The organism is Micromonospora sp. NPDC005553 (genome assembly GCF_042871765.1).
GTDB lineage: Bacteria > Actinomycetota > Actinomycetes > Mycobacteriales > Micromonosporaceae > Micromonospora.
In genome coordinates this window covers 1,416,667-1,430,195 of record NZ_JBIAJD010000001.1, presented here as the reverse complement: position 1 = coordinate 1,430,195, position 13,529 = coordinate 1,416,667, and the positions used below count along the sequence as shown (strand labels likewise).

General features: G+C 69.6%; 13 protein-coding genes. 8 read left to right on the top strand and 5 right to left on the bottom strand.

Annotation, left to right across the window (positions count from 1 at the left end):
• The first annotated feature begins 174 nt into the window (after positions 1-174).
• From ACFYPG_RS06370 to ACFYPG_RS06345, 6 genes are all read left to right on the top strand, one after another.
• Positions 175-1,722, top strand: coding sequence for a ricin-type beta-trefoil lectin domain protein (locus tag ACFYPG_RS06370; protein ID WP_387350676.1), 1,548 nt, complete (start codon positions 175-177; stop codon positions 1,720-1,722).
• A gap of 989 nt (positions 1,723-2,711) precedes the next feature.
• On the top strand, positions 2,712-2,846 hold the full coding sequence (locus ACFYPG_RS06365) for a hypothetical protein (RefSeq protein WP_355008358.1): 135 nt from the start codon (positions 2,712-2,714) through the stop codon (positions 2,844-2,846).
• A gap of 109 nt (positions 2,847-2,955) precedes the next feature.
• Positions 2,956-3,945: an acyl-CoA dehydrogenase family protein gene (locus tag ACFYPG_RS06360; protein WP_387350674.1), complete on the top strand. Its 990-nt coding sequence runs from the start codon at positions 2,956-2,958 to the stop codon at positions 3,943-3,945.
• A complete protein-coding gene (locus tag ACFYPG_RS06355; RefSeq protein ID WP_387350672.1) occupies positions 3,939-4,667 on the top strand; it encodes a PIG-L deacetylase family protein in 729 nt (242 codons plus the stop codon). The genes ACFYPG_RS06360 and ACFYPG_RS06355 overlap by 7 nt, the downstream gene beginning before the upstream one ends.
• On the top strand, positions 4,667-5,290 hold the full coding sequence (locus ACFYPG_RS06350; protein WP_355008355.1) for an SAM-dependent methyltransferase: 624 nt from the start codon (positions 4,667-4,669) through the stop codon (positions 5,288-5,290). Before ACFYPG_RS06355 ends, ACFYPG_RS06350 begins: the two co-directional genes overlap by 1 nt.
• Complete coding sequence (locus ACFYPG_RS06345) at positions 5,284-6,000, top strand: glycosyltransferase (protein WP_355008354.1); 717 nt, start codon at positions 5,284-5,286, stop codon at positions 5,998-6,000. Before ACFYPG_RS06350 ends, ACFYPG_RS06345 begins: the two co-directional genes overlap by 7 nt.
• 125 nt (positions 6,001-6,125) lie before the next feature.
• Here ACFYPG_RS06345 and ACFYPG_RS06340 read toward each other — a convergent pair whose 3' ends face one another.
• Together ACFYPG_RS06340 and ACFYPG_RS06335 are read right to left on the bottom strand one after the other, a co-directional pair.
• Positions 6,126-6,317 (bottom strand): STAS domain-containing protein, encoded by a 192-nt coding sequence (locus ACFYPG_RS06340; RefSeq protein WP_387350671.1) that lies wholly within the window; start codon positions 6,315-6,317, stop codon positions 6,126-6,128.
• Positions 6,318-6,575: 258 nt separating this feature from the next.
• Positions 6,576-6,872: a hypothetical protein gene (locus ACFYPG_RS06335; RefSeq protein ID WP_387350669.1), complete on the bottom strand. Its 297-nt coding sequence runs from the start codon at positions 6,870-6,872 to the stop codon at positions 6,576-6,578.
• A 37-nt stretch (positions 6,873-6,909) separates the two neighbouring features.
• Between ACFYPG_RS06335 and ACFYPG_RS06330 the strand changes: the two genes are divergently transcribed.
• Together ACFYPG_RS06330 and ACFYPG_RS06325 are read left to right on the top strand one after the other, a co-directional pair.
• Entirely contained in the window at positions 6,910-7,701 is a 792-nt protein-coding gene (locus ACFYPG_RS06330) for an alpha/beta hydrolase (RefSeq protein ID WP_355008351.1), read from the top strand.
• Positions 7,702-7,927: 226 nt separating this feature from the next.
• Entirely contained in the window at positions 7,928-8,551 is a 624-nt protein-coding gene (locus ACFYPG_RS06325; RefSeq protein ID WP_355008350.1) for a hypothetical protein, read from the top strand.
• A gap of 642 nt (positions 8,552-9,193) precedes the next feature.
• Here the strand turns inward: ACFYPG_RS06325 and ACFYPG_RS06320 are convergent.
• From ACFYPG_RS06320 to ACFYPG_RS06310, 3 genes are all read right to left on the bottom strand, one after another.
• Positions 9,194-9,946: a class I SAM-dependent methyltransferase gene (locus tag ACFYPG_RS06320; protein WP_387350667.1), complete on the bottom strand. Its 753-nt coding sequence runs from the start codon at positions 9,944-9,946 to the stop codon at positions 9,194-9,196.
• A gap of 97 nt (positions 9,947-10,043) precedes the next feature.
• Complete coding sequence (locus ACFYPG_RS06315; RefSeq protein ID WP_387350665.1) at positions 10,044-12,200, bottom strand: alpha-galactosidase; 2,157 nt, start codon at positions 12,198-12,200, stop codon at positions 10,044-10,046.
• Between the two features lie 53 nt (positions 12,201-12,253).
• Positions 12,254-13,525: an ROK family transcriptional regulator gene (locus ACFYPG_RS06310; protein WP_355008347.1), complete on the bottom strand. Its 1,272-nt coding sequence runs from the start codon at positions 13,523-13,525 to the stop codon at positions 12,254-12,256.
• Positions 13,526-13,529: the final 4 nt, after the last annotated feature.

Genomic DNA, 13,529 nt, shown 5'->3' with positions numbered 1-13,529 from the left:
TAGTCGCGCGTCTGGTCGGGAACCCGTGACCGCTGCCGCGGCGACATTTGATTGACATGCGTAGATGTTGTGCTCACACTCATTCGCGAGAGAGCGCTCTCCGTCCCGTTCCATGTCTCCTCCGCCACCGTCGGTCCGCGGGCCTCTCGCGACCGAGAGCTGGAAGGAATTGCCATGCGATCTCTACCGAGGATGCTCGGCATCGCCGCCGTGGTGCTCGCCACGCTCAGCCTCACGCCGAGCGTCGGCTCCGCCGATGCGAGGCCGGCTCCGGCCGCGCCGACCGCGTCGCCCACCCTGGACATGGATCCCGCGATGGTCGCCGCCATGCGGCGGGATCTGCACCTCACCGACGCCCAGATCGTCAAGCGGGTACGGGTTGAGGCCGTCGCGCCGGCTGTCGAGCGGCGGTTGCGTGAGCGGCTCGGCTCGTCGTTCGCCGGCGCCTGGGTCCCGGAGGGCGGCGATCGTCTGACCGTCGCGGTCACCGACACCTCCGCCATGACCGTGGTACGCGCGCAGGGCGCGGACGCCAGCGTCGTCTCCCGCAGCGAGAGGCAGCTCGACGCGATGCTGGCGGCGTTCGACCGGCACGGTGCCAAGGCCGGTAGGAGCGTCCACGGCTGGTACATCGACGTCCAGGCCAACCGCGTCGTCGTGCGGGTGCAGCCCGGCGGCGAGCCGGCCGCCAGAGCGTTCGCCCGGGCGAGCGGCGTCGCCGTCGACGCCATCGCCGTCGTCGAGACCCCGGAAGCACCCCGGCCCCTGTACGACGTCCGCGGTGGCGACCAGTACGTCATCAATGGCAACACGCTCTGCTCGGTCGGCTTCGCGGTCGTTGGCGGCTTCGTCAGCGCCGGACACTGTGGCGGCGTCGGTAGCCCCACCCTCGGCTACAACAACGTCGCACAGGGCAGCTTCGCCGGCTCGTCGTTCCCCGGCAACGACTACTCGTGGATCCGTACCAACAGTTCCTGGACGCCTCAGCCGTGGGTCAACAACTACTCCGGCGGCAACGTGACAGTGGCGGGTTCGCAGGACGCCGCGATCGGCAGCTCGGTGTGCCGGTCCGGCCGTACGACCGGTTGGCGCTGCGGCACGATTCTGGGCCGCAACGAGACGATCAACTATGCCCAGGGCGCCGTCTCCGGCCTGAGTCGCAGCAACGCCTGTGCCGAGCCCGGGGACTCCGGCGGCTCGTGGATCTCGGGGAACCAGGCGCAGGGTGTGACCTCGGGCGGATCCGGTAACTGCAGTTCCGGTGCCACGATGTGGTTCCAGCCGGTCAACGAGATCCTCAGCACCTATGGACTCAGCCTGATCACCACCGGCGGTGGCGGGAACACCCGCTTGATCAGTAACTGGAACAACAAGTGCATAGACGTGCCGTCGTCCAACTTCGCCGAAGGAGTACCGCTGCAGACCTGGGTATGCAATGGCACTGCCGCCCAGGCCTGGACGTTCAGTGGCGGGGCCCTGCGGTCGCAGAACAACAAGTGCATGGACGTCTCCGGCGGGTCCACCGCCAACGGGGCGGTCGTTCAGCTCTGGTCCTGTAACGGCACCGGTGCTCAGCAGTTCGTCCTGTCGGCGGCCGGCGACCTGGTAAATCCGCAGGCCAACAGGTGCGTCGACATCGACGGCTGGAACGGCAACGACGGCGCGCGTCTGATCATCTGGGACTGCGCCGGCACTGCCAACCAGAAGTGGCGCCAAGGCTGACCGTTTCGCCTGACAGCCCGCTATTCGCCATGCAGGGCGGACCAGGTTAAGGGTTCGAGTCCCTCCGGGTGCACAAGATCAAGAGAGCCTGACCTGCGGCAACGCAGGTCGGGCTCTTACTTTATGTGTCCCTTGTGGATGTTCGACTGCTCGGTGGCTGCTCGTCCGACGCGGGTCCCCTCCGTCCCGCCGTGTCCGTACGGCTCCGGCTGTGTTCGATCTGGTCCCGGCGGCGATGGGGGACGATGGTCACCGATTCAATCGACACTTGCTCATTCGAGCGAAACCTGCGGCCCGGTGAATGGCACAGGCGGCCCTCTCCTGGCCGCGGTGATCCCCACGTCTCGAGTCATGTGCGCACACGTGCTCGGGGCTGCCCCTTCCCGGGGAGGTTCACCGTCTGGTCCGGTGAGGCATTGGTTCGCCATCCAGCGTTCACTGCTCGGCCCGCCTGGCCGCCGAGTGTGAGGCGTTGACTGGGGTGCGGGGGAGAACCGTCGGGAGGTTCGCCGTGGCGTTACCGCTGAACGAAGCCCTTCTACTCGCTGCGTGACTCGTCGCGCTCGTGGCCAGTGCTTTTGCCATGTACGCGCTCGCCACGTATCGGCTGTCTGTTCGACCGGCTGTCGCGTTACGCACCTCGTGGATTTCCGCCGGTGTCGCCGTTGTGATGCTGGTTGGGTTGGCCACGTAGGCGCCCTGCCCGGCAGCGAGCTCGTCGTCGTGAGCGGCCGCCCGCACGGCATCAACGTCACGCACGCAGACCAGTTCAACTCGGCCTTGATCAGCTTCCTGGCCCGCTGACGGCGGAATGCGCCGCCGAGCCGCGGTATGCGGCTACCGTCCTTGCTATTAAGCGGTCGCGACAGTCCCGCAGTCGGCAACGGGGGGCCGTTGCGAGGTTCAGTTCCTGATCGAGCTTGGCCAGCAGCCGCTACCAAGTCGCTCCTCGCGCTGCACGCTGGTAACGACGGTGGCGGTGGCGCTCCGTGGGCGGAGGGCACCTCGGCGCGTACCTCACCACCGGCGTCTCGCCCATCGATGACCACCTGCTCGTCGACTGCCCGGTGGTGATGGCCGATTCGGAGGGTAACGAGTTCTGCGTCGCTGCCGTCTCGGCCTGATGTCCGCGATGTTTGAGCGGGTGAGCGTGGGGCACCTTGTGCGCGGTGCACCGGGCTTCGATCTTTCACCGCCCGCGGTCTGATCACTGCCGGGATTCAGGAGTTGGGTATGAGTCGAGCGGGCGAGCAGCTGATGCCCACCGGTGAGCACGCCCGAGCGGTGAAGGCGGCCTTCCGGAACGGTGTCGATGCCGGGCGATTCGATCTTCCGCTGCCCGGCAGCGGCCGGACCGCTGAACGTTTTCTACGCCTGGCCGAGCTGGGCCGCCAGGACGTTGTCCTGGCTCGGCTGGGCGAGGGGCACGCGGACGCACTGGCGATTCTCGCCGAGCTCAACGGCACGGCCGCCGCGGGTGGGCGGCGCGACGCGTGGGGAGTCTGGGCGGCGGCGCCGACGTCGGTGACCGCTTCCGCCAAGGGTGCCGACTGGACTCTAACCGGTGATCGCCCCTGGTGCTCGGGAGCGGCGGCCTGCAATCGGGCGCTGGTCACCGCCGGCACACCGGACGGAATCCAGCTGTTCGCCGTCGACCTGGATCAGGCGGGCGTGGACGCACTGGACGGGACGTGGCCGGCAGTCGGCATGGCCGCCAGCGACAGCAGAACGGTCCGCTTCGCCGACGTCACGGCGAGTCCGGTCGGCGGCCCCGGGGCGTACACCGACAGACCTGGCTTCTGGCACGGCGCCGTGGGAGTGGCCGCCTGCTGGTACGGGGCAGCCGTCGGTGTTGCCGACACCCTGCACCGGGCCGCACGGGCACGCACACTCGACGCGCACGCCATGGCGCATCTGGGGGCCGTCGCCGCGAACCTCGCCGCGGCCCGTGCCACGCTGCAGGCCGCCGCCACTCGAATCGACGCCGACCCCACCGGCGACGCGGGCCGGCTCGCGCGCGAGGTTCGGGCCGTTGTGGAGACGGCCGCTACGACGGTGCTCGACCGGGTTGGCCGTGCCCTCGGGGCGGGCCCGCTGTGCCGCGACGACCAGCACGCTCGCCGCGTCGCCGATCTCACCGTGTATCTACGTCAGAGCCACGCCGAGGCCGACCTCGCGCAGCTCGGTGCGCTCGCGGCCGGACAGGAGGACCCTCAGTGGTGAAACCGATCGTCGCCGACGGCACCGACGAACGACGGTGGGCGGCGTGGTCAGCCCCGGCCACCTGGGAGCGTCTGTCGCTGACCTTCACCGGTGCGACGGCGCCGCTGGTTGTCGCCCCCCACCCGGACGACGAGGTTCTCGGGGTCGGAGGTCTGCTCAGTATGGTCGACGGTGCGCAGGTGATCGTCGTCACCGATGGTGAGGCTTCGCATCCCGGTTCGCGGGTCTACGGCAGGGCCGAACTGGCCGCGATCCGCCGTGCCGAGACAGCTGCCGCCTGCCAGCTTCTCGGTGTACCCCGGTCGGACGTGCACCATCTCGGCCAGCCGGACGGGGCCGTGGACGAGACGTCGCTGACCGAGGTGCTGTGCCGGCGACTGCGGCCGGGCCAGTGGTGCCTGACGACCTGGCGCGGCGACGGACATCCCGACCACGAGGCGGTCGGCCGGGCCGCCGCTCTGGCGTGTCAGCACACCGGAGCGGTCTTACTCGAATTTCCCATCTGGGCCTGGCACTGGGCTGTGCCCGACGCCCCCGAGGTGCCCTGGCACCGTGCCCGACGGGTCGACCTGACCGAGGGTGCCCGCGCCGCCAAAGCCCGCGCGATCAACGAGTTCCCCAGCCAGATCCTGCCCCTGGGCCCGGAGCCGGCCGATGCCGCGATCCTGCCACCGAACGTCCTGGCACGCTTCGCCCGCCCGTACGAAACGGTGTTCATCTGATGACAGCTTCCTCCCGCAGCACCCCGCCGGAATACTTCGCCGAGATGTACGCGGCCAACGACGACCCCTGGAGCTTCCAGACGCGCTGGTACGAGCAGCGCAAGCACGACCTGACCGTGGCCTCTCTTCCGCAGCGGCGATACCGCTCCGGCTTCGAACCCGGTTGTTCCACCGGCATGCTCACCCTCCGACTGGCCCAGCGATGTGACCGACTTCTGGCCGTCGACATCGCCGCCGAGGCCGTGCGCACCACCGCCGAGCGGCTCGCCGACCACCGGCATGTGCAGGTCCAGCAACGTCGGATGCCGAGCGATTGGCCTGACGCCCACTTCGACCTCGTCGTGTTGTCGGAACTCTGCTACTACTTCGACGATGTCGACCTCGGCCTGTTGACGAGCCGGGCGGTGCAGGCGCTCGAGCCCGGTGGCACCCTCGTGGCGGTGCACTGGCGTCCCACCGTCGCCGAACACGCGCGCACCGGCGACGACGTCCACCGCAGGCTGAACGCCGAACCCGGCCTGCACCGCCTCGGACGGCACGAAGAGGATGACTTTCTCCTCGACGTGTTTCTCCGCGTACCTCCGCAGGCCAGGTCCGTCGCCCAGGCCGAGGGCTTGTGCTGAACCGTGTCGTGGTGGTCGTACCCGCGCACGACGAGCAGGCCCTGCTGCCCGACTGCCTCAGCGCGCTGCAGGCGGCTCTGCACGACCAGCCGGTACGGACAGAGTTGATCGTGGTGGCGGATCAGTGCCGAGACGACACCGCCGCCATCGCCGAGCAGGCCGGCGCTACCGTCGTGGAGGTGGCGGCCCGTAACGTCGGTGCCGCACGAGCTGCCGGGTTCGCCCACGCGCTGCGTGGCGGCGCACGGGGCCTGTGGCTCGCCACCACCGACGCCGACAGTCGCGTCCCTCGAGACTGGATCGACTGGCACCGGCACCACGCACGTCGCGGCACCGACATCCTCGCCGGCACTGTCACCGTCACCGATTGGACGCCCCGTGGACGATGGGTCCGCGACCGGTACGAGAAGCGCTACCGCAGCGGGCTCCACGGCTCCGACCACACCCATGTCCACGGAGCTAATCTCGGCTGCACCGCCAGCGCCTACGCCGATCTCGACGGATTCGCTCCCCTCGCCCACGGTGAGGACCACGACCTCGTGTTCCGCGGCCGGCAGGCCGGCCTACGGGTCGTCGCCGACGCCAGCTGCCCGGTGGACACCAGCGCCCGCCACCACAGCCGCGCCCCCGCCGGATTCGCCCGTTACCTCGACACCTACGACGAGTCCAGAGCACTTCCCGCCACCTTGACACCGACGCAGATGGCCTGATCTGCGTGACATTGACCGTGCTACGGGCGGGCGTGGGGAGGTGGGTGTTCCAAGAGTTGCAGCACACCGGTGACCTGCAGCACGCGGTACGCGATGCCTCGGGCGTTGAGGACCCGATAGGAGACTCAGCGCCCGCGGGCGCTGAGTTGTCCCTTGATCAGCACGTTCAGTGAGACGCTGTCCAGGTACTCGGTGCCGTCGAGGTCAATCACGATTCTGGTGGTCACACCGTCGTCGAGGATCTGGTCGATCATTGCGGCGAGGTCTTCGTGAGCGCTGACGTCAAGGTCACCGGACAGGTAGGCCGTCGTGGTCATAGTGCCGGCGCTGTCTCGGCGCGGCCCGTCCCGCACGATGGTGTGGCTATCGCATAGGAACCCTGCTGCTGATGAACGAGAAGCACGATGGCCAAAGGCCGCATGCCGTTCGGCAGTCGACCGACAACCATGGCCGACACCAAGCGCGGCACTTGGCGAGCCCGCAGAACCCGGCGGTAGCGCCCCAAGGCCTTCACGCGGCACCAACTGACGTCATCACGAACATCCTGAAGGCACTCAAAAGTGACCTCAGGGCTTTTATCCCGTCAGTTGCGACGCCGGAGCACCCGACGCTGGCACCGCTCGGTCACAGACCTCCCAGGCAGGCCCAGATGTCGGCCATCTGGCCTCCCTGCTGGCCGCGTCCAGCGCGAGGGCGATGCCGGCCGGGTGCGGTGTGTAGATCGACTGCCACGACCCGTAGCGGGCCGGCACGTCCTGGTCGAGGAAGGCGATGTAGTCGTCCTCGCTGACGACGCTCGCACCGGGTCGGCTGTTCCTGGGTCGCCGGGAGCAGCCGGCGACAGGCAGGGCGGGCGGAGTGATCCAGGCCACGAACAACTCGTTCGGTACGTGGTTACGCCGTCCGGGTATGTCCTCTCCACTGGTACTCCTCCACGGCCTCACCTTCGACCGCCGGCACTGGCAGCCCCTGCGTCGGGAACTCACCACTCTGCAGCCGGGTCGGGAGGTCCTCGCCCTGGACCTGCCCGGGCACGGGGACGCGCCGCCGCGGGCGTCGTACGACCTGGACGGGGTCGCCGAGGTCATCCATGGCCAGATCGAGGCGGCGGCCCTCTCCGAGGCGCCGACCGTGGTGGGGCACTCCCTGGGCGCGGTGATCGCCACGGTCTACGCCGCGCGCTTCCCCACCCGTGGCGTCGTGAACCTGGACCAGTACCTGCTGCCGGGTCCCTTCGGCACCGCCGTGCGGGCGGCGGAGCCGGAGTTGCGCGGCCCGGGCTGGCGGGCGGTCTGGGAGCGGATGACGGCCGGGATGGGCATTGAGGCGCTCCAGGGCGAGGCGCGGAACATCGCCGAGACCTTTACCGAACCGCGGCCGGACCTTCTGCTGGGCTATTGGGACGAGGTCCTGCGCGGTGCGGACGAGCAGATCGCCGCCGACCGCGAGGCGGATCTCCGGGCGATCGGCGCGCGGGGCATCAGCTACCGGTGGATCACTGCGGCGCAGCCGCCGGTCGCCTATGTCGGCTGGCTGCGGGCTGCTCTACCGACAGTCGACATCACCGTCCTGCCGGGTGGTCACCTCTCGCACCTGGAGCATCCGGCCGAAATCGCCCGGCTGTTGTCCGACGAGGACGGTCCACGCCGCGCGGCAGTGACGCCGGAGTCTGCCGGCGGGTCGTACCCGACGTCCGGTTGACCGACGTTTCGACAGGTCCAGCGCTGGCGTGAGCCGGGTCGCGGGAAGCCGCACGGCCTCGGCGCCCATGTGCAATACGCTGCATATCCGCCTTGAGGGCGTTGTCGCTCGGCATCGGCGAGGCCGGGACGGTGGTCGTGGGGGTCGTCGGATGACGCGCCAACGGGCAGTGAGAACCAGGCCGTCCCGCCGCCGTCCCCGACGCAGAACTGGAGATTGATTCGCCGTGTCCCACCCTGATCACGTCAGCGCCATCCGCGCCACCACCCAGCGACTCCAACCGGACCTGGTACGTCTGCGACGCGACCTGCACGCGTACCCCGAGACGGGTCTGCATCTCCCGCGCACGCAGGCCGCCGTCGTCGAGTCGCTCGCAGGTCTGGGGCTGGAAGTGTCCCGGGGTGAAGGGCTGACGTCGGTGACGGCGGTGCTGCGCGGTGGCCGACCGGGTCCGCCGGTGCTGCTGCGGGCGGACCTGGACGCGTTGCCGCAGACCGAGGCCACCGGGCTGGACTATGCGAGCCGGACGCCGGGCGCGATGCACGCCTGTGGCCAGGACGCCCGCCGGCAGCCGCATCAGGGCGGCGGCGGCCATGCCCGCGAAACCCACCACACCCGCCATCGTCAGCGAGCGGGTCGCCGCCAGGGCGAGCAACGGGTACACGATCGTGCTCATTCCGGACCCTGTCGCGGAAAGCACCTGCGCAGTCCACAGCAGCCTGAAGTCCCTGTTACGCCGCAGCGGGCGCGACTCCTCGGACGCCTGCGCGACCGGCGATGCCGAGGGCTCACACTCCACGTCGTCCTGGCGCATCGACTGCTCTCCCATTGGTCGCTCATCTCGCGCTGACGCTGGTCAACCGGGTCATCCAGCCCTGCCGGTGTAGCCAGGTAGAGGTGCTGCTCAAGGAACGCGGCCGGATCCGACTCCGCGTCCGGTACGGTTGCCACCGGAGTAAAGCTGGCCCGGCGCAACTGGTCGTGCCACTCGGCCCAGGTCAGGCAGATGCGGTTCTCTGCGGCCCGAAAGTCAGCCGAGCCGGGCCGGGCTTGCCCGTCACGCCCAGACAGCAGGAACAGCATCGAGGCCATCAGCTGGTAGTGCTCCCGGCTGGACTCGACGAACGCGAGCAGCCCATGAGATGCCGTCATCCGCCGCATCAACGCCAGCATCGCCCCAACGTCCCCGGGCGACCATGGTCTCGGTCGTACCACCGATCCGGCACCGGCCGTCGCTCGAGGCGCTGCGGTCAAGGCGATGGTGTCTGTCTTCGACGCGATGGCGTGCGGCGACCAGGGTCTGGCCCCGGACGGCTTGAACGGGCTCGACGACCACAGTGAGCTGACGCTGTGGACACCGGCGCCCTCGGCCTGGACCGCGCCGCTGGCGTACCCGCTGCTTCGGTGGTTGCGGGGGCCCGGCGGGAGTGCCGCTCATGGAGGGACCTGTGGGACCTGTAGGGACCAGCCAAGCTCGTCGAGGCGGTGACGTTCACCGGCGGCGAGCGAGGAGGGAGAAGGAGTTCGGCAGTCGGCCGTCCCACGCGGCTGCTGTCACACCACCCATCCGCCAGAACGGCTCGGCGTACTCACCGACGTGCAGGATCTCCATGCCGGCAGCCACTACCGAGGTGATGATCTGTCCCAGGTTCCATTGCCACTCGACGGCGCCGTTGCCGGGGAAGGTGTCGTTGACGTGGCTGGCGGCGAAGTAGCTGCGGTCGACGCGGATCCGGGGGTAGTCGGCGTCCCAGGTCCACAGCGGTACCGCCGGGTGCGCCTCGTAGATGAAGAGGTGCCCGGTGGGCCGCAGCAGCCGGACGACCTCGTGAGCCCACGCGTCCAGGTCGGGCATCCAGATCAGGGCGCCCTTCCCGGTGTAGACCAGGTCGGCGCTGGCGTCCGGCAAGGGTGCGGGCGGCAGTGTGGCGGCGATGTACCGGCACGCCACGCCGAGTTCGTCGGCCCGTCGCTGCGCTGCTTCGACGGCTACCTCGCTGTAGTCGACGCCGATTACGGATCTGGCCCCGGCGTAGACGAGTGCCGGGTCGTCCAGGCCGTTGCCGCTCTGAAGGTGGATCACCTCGGGCGAGCGAACCAGGACCTGACGCAGCAGGGCGCGCTCGGTGTCGAGGAGTGAACTTCCGGCCGCCGCTTCGGCCAACAGGTCGTCGTACTCGCGTACATGCTTCTGTGACGCCGTCTCCCAGGCCACCTTGTTCGCGAGCGTCACTGGATCGTCCATCATGTCGTCCTCCAAGGTCCACCGAATCTCGGGTGTACGAATTGACCGGCACGGTGATGCGGCAGAGCCACAACAGACCGCATCGCCGCTACGGTCGTCACACTGCGGTGAGGTGTAGGACGAGCGCTTGGACCGGCCAGAGGGTGGGCAGTTGCAGGCCGACCTCGGTGAGCACCCGGCCCGGGACGACGAGAGGTGTCTTGCCCATCCATGCCGGGATGGTCCATCCCCACTGCGCCGCGCCGATCTCGTCCCGGAGGCGCACTGAGTACCGGCGCTGCGGGTCCAGGCCGTCCAGCCGGAGCCGCTCGGCCAACGCCTCCTCGATCGAGCTGACAGTGCACACGGTGAACACGGCCTCGCTGCGGTCGGGGGCAACCACGCCGCGCACCTTCAGCGCCGGGTCGAGTACGTCCGGGTGCACCACGGTGCCGGTGTGCAGCAGCTCCCGCAGCTCCTTGTAGAGGCCGGCAAACGCGACGATCGCCTCGACCTCCTCCTCGGCGCAGGCCAGGATGTCCCACTCAAAGCCTGCCGAGCCCTGCAGGGCGGTGGCCATGCGGTAGGACAGCGTGGTGGCGCGGCCAGACGAGTGCGCGGGCGACGGGCCGACGTGAGCGCCGATGAGCTCGGGCGGCAGCAGGAGTTCCGTCCAGCGTTGGATGTCCTGCCGCTCGACGGGGTCGTTGGAGTCGGACGCCCACACCCGGTCGGTGTACTCAAGAATGCCGAGGTCCGAGCGGGCACCGCCGGAGGAGCACGACTCGATTTCGAGGCCCGGGTGGTTGGCCTTGAGGCGCTCGATCAGCCGGTAGGCGGCGAGTGTCTGCGCGTGCGTGCCGGGTGTCCCGTCGTGCACCGCCTCGATCAGGTCTCGATTGTGGTCCCACTTGATGAAGTCGATGCCGAGCCGGCCGATCAGCGCGGACATGTTCGCCCGCACCTGCTCCCAGGCGTCGGGGTGGGCCAGGTCGAGCACGTACTGGGTGCGGAAGGACAGACCTGTGGGCGACGGAATCGACTCCGGGTTGGCGAGCAGCCAGTCGGGGTGCGCGCGGGCCAACTCCGAGTCGAGGTTGACCATCTCGGGCTCGAACCACAGCCCGAACTGCATGCCGAGTGCGTGGACGAGGTCCGCCAAGGGTTCTAGTCCCTGCGGCCACACCGTCGGGTCGACCTGCCAGTCGCCCAGACCTGAGGTGTCGTCGCGGCGGCCGAGGAACCAACCATCGTCGAGCACGAAGCGCTCCACGCCCACGTTCGCGGCCCGGCGCGCGAGCTGCTCCAGGCGCGCGGGGTCGTGCTGGAAGTAGACCGCCTCCCACGTGTTGAGCACGAGCGGTCGGGGCGTGCGGGGGTGCTGGGTTCGCGCGCGGGCCCAGGTGTGGAAGCGGTCCGCGACACCGTCGAGACCCGTGGCTGACCACGCGAAGTACGCCGGGGGAGTGCGGTACGACTCGCCGGGCGCCAGACGAACCTCCCCACGGCGCAACAGTTCGCCGGCGCCGAGAAGCGTGACGTGCTCGGTGATCCGGTCGGTTCGATGACGAACGTCGGCGCTCCAACCGAGATGGACCGCCCACACGTCACCGCTGCGGTTCCGTGGCGTTCCGATCGAGGCAAGCGTCGTCCAAGGGGCGTCGTGCCCGCCACGGCCGCGGCGTGACTCACGCGTGGTCGTTCCCCGGGGCATGGCTGCGGTGAGCGGTGCCTTCTCCCGGGTCCAACGCCCGGAGAAGGCGGTGAGGTGGTCGGCGGTCTTCGGCACCGGGAGCGTCACCTCCAGCCATTCCACCTCCACATTCCCGACACCATCGTTGGTCAGCTCGTGGTGCAGGAGCACCAGTCCGCCTGCGCCGATTTCCACGTAAATTCGCAGGGTCAGGCCGGCGTTGGCGTCGGTCGCGATGACGTGCACGGACGCGCCGTCCTCGTGCTCGACCTGCGACGTCCAGCGCGGGTAGACGGGACGACCGCCGCGGGTGGCGAGCAGACCTGGGCGGCCGGACCAGCCGTTGGCCTCCTCGGGCACGATTGGTAGGCGCCAGGCGGCGTCCAGCGTGCCGGGTGCGGTCTGACGGCTGGTGGCGCGGTCCAGGGCCTCGAGGTCGCCGGTCTCCAGCGGGCCGAGGTCGGCGCCCCAGTGCACGACGGCGGGTAGTCCGCTGGCGGGATGGGCGAGGACGATGGCGACGCCGTCGCGGCGCAGTACTGTCCAGGCGACGTGCGGTGCGGGGGTGTTGGGGGAGGACATCTCTCTCCTGGTTCTCGTCGACGAGCGGGACTGGACGGGATGGACGGACCGCGTCAGGCGGGCGTCCTGGCCATGTGCTCCACGGTGACGCTTCGCAGGACGTGCAGGGCGCCACCGATGGCGGCGGCGGTGTCCACGTTGGCGGACAGCAGGACAGAAGGCTTGCTGAGCGCCCGGCTGAGCGCGTGGCGGGTCAGCTCCGCCTCGACGAACTGCTGGTAGAGCGGGCCGGCGCTGATGAGGGCGGGCCCTGCCAGCACAACGGTGTCGAGGTCAAAGAGATTCACCATGGTCACCGCTGTGCGGCCGATCCAGCGCGCGGATTGCTGGAGGATCGTTGTGGCGTCCGGGTCGCCTGTCTGCCACGCGCGCACGACGCGCTCGAAGTCGGCGAGGGTGTCCTCCTCGTGGGCCTTGATGCCGAGGCGCTCGGCGAGGTCGGGATGAGCGAGCACCTGCGCGACGACGGTGCGGGGGCCCGCCTCGGCCTCGGCGCAGCCGCGGTTGCCGCAGACGCAGGGAGCGCTGGCGCCCATGAGCCCCACGTGCCCGATTTCGACGGCGTTCGAGGCGCGACCGCGGTAGGCGTTGCCGTCCGCCACGATGCCGCCGCCCAGCCCGGCACCCATGTAGATGAGCCCGAACGTGTCGGTCGGCACCGTGCCGGACCACTGCTCGCCCGTGGCCGCCGCAGTCGCGTCGTTCTCCAACAGGACGGGCAGGCCGAGCCGGTGCGACAACGTTGATGTCAGGGGGTACTGGAGCCAGTCGGGCGTGGGGTGGGCCATGAGGAGCATGCCGCGCTCGCGGTCCTGAGGTCCGTGGGTGACCAGGCCGACGCCGATGATCCGCTCTCGCGGTACGCCGGTGCTGTGCAACAGGTCGTCGACGTGGTCGGCCAGTGTGGAGAGGGCCGCACCCGGCCCGCTGGTCCCGGTGCCGCGGAGGCCGGCGGTCGCGACCCGCCGGCCGGCAAAGTCGATCACGACGATGGTCGTCGTGGTGCGGTCGACCTGAACTCCGACGGCGTACCAGGCGTCGGCGTCGAGCTCCAGCAGACGCCGGGGCTGGCCCCGGCCCTGCTGCTCACGGCCCACCTCGTGCACGAGGCCACCGTCGATCAGGCGGCGGACCACGTGCGTGATCCTGGCCTGCGTGAGGCCGGAGAGTTCGGCGAGCTCTACCCGGCTGAGCGTGCCGCGTGTGCGCAGGAGATCGAGCATCCGCCCAGCCGTGGTGACGCGGCCATCGTCGTTGCGGAGCATGCCGCGAGTCCTCCTAGACCTGTCACGGAGCTGGAGCTTCGAATGATCGCTCCAGCTCATATGT

What these genes read in the sequence shown, in the direction of transcription:
- ACFYPG_RS06370 (WP_387350676.1), top strand. Translation starts at nt 175, where the DNA reads ATGCGATCTCTACCGAGGATGCTCGGCATCGCCGCCGTGGTGCTCGCC.
- ACFYPG_RS06360 (WP_387350674.1), top strand. Translation starts at nt 2,956, where the DNA reads ATGAGTCGAGCGGGCGAGCAGCTGATGCCCACCGGTGAGCACGCCCGA.
- ACFYPG_RS06350 (WP_355008355.1), top strand. Translation starts at nt 4,667, where the DNA reads ATGACAGCTTCCTCCCGCAGCACCCCGCCGGAATACTTCGCCGAGATG.
- ACFYPG_RS06340 (WP_387350671.1), bottom strand. Translation starts at nt 6,317, where the DNA reads ATGACCACGACGGCCTACCTGTCCGGTGACCTTGACGTCAGCGCTCAC.
- ACFYPG_RS06330 (WP_355008351.1), top strand. Translation starts at nt 6,910, where the DNA reads ATGTCCTCTCCACTGGTACTCCTCCACGGCCTCACCTTCGACCGCCGG.
- ACFYPG_RS06320 (WP_387350667.1), bottom strand. Translation starts at nt 9,946, where the DNA reads ATGGACGATCCAGTGACGCTCGCGAACAAGGTGGCCTGGGAGACGGCG.
- ACFYPG_RS06315 (WP_387350665.1), bottom strand. Translation starts at nt 12,200, where the DNA reads ATGTCCTCCCCCAACACCCCCGCACCGCACGTCGCCTGGACAGTACTG.
- ACFYPG_RS06310 (WP_355008347.1), bottom strand. Translation starts at nt 13,525, where the DNA reads ATGAGCTGGAGCGATCATTCGAAGCTCCAGCTCCGTGACAGGTCTAGG.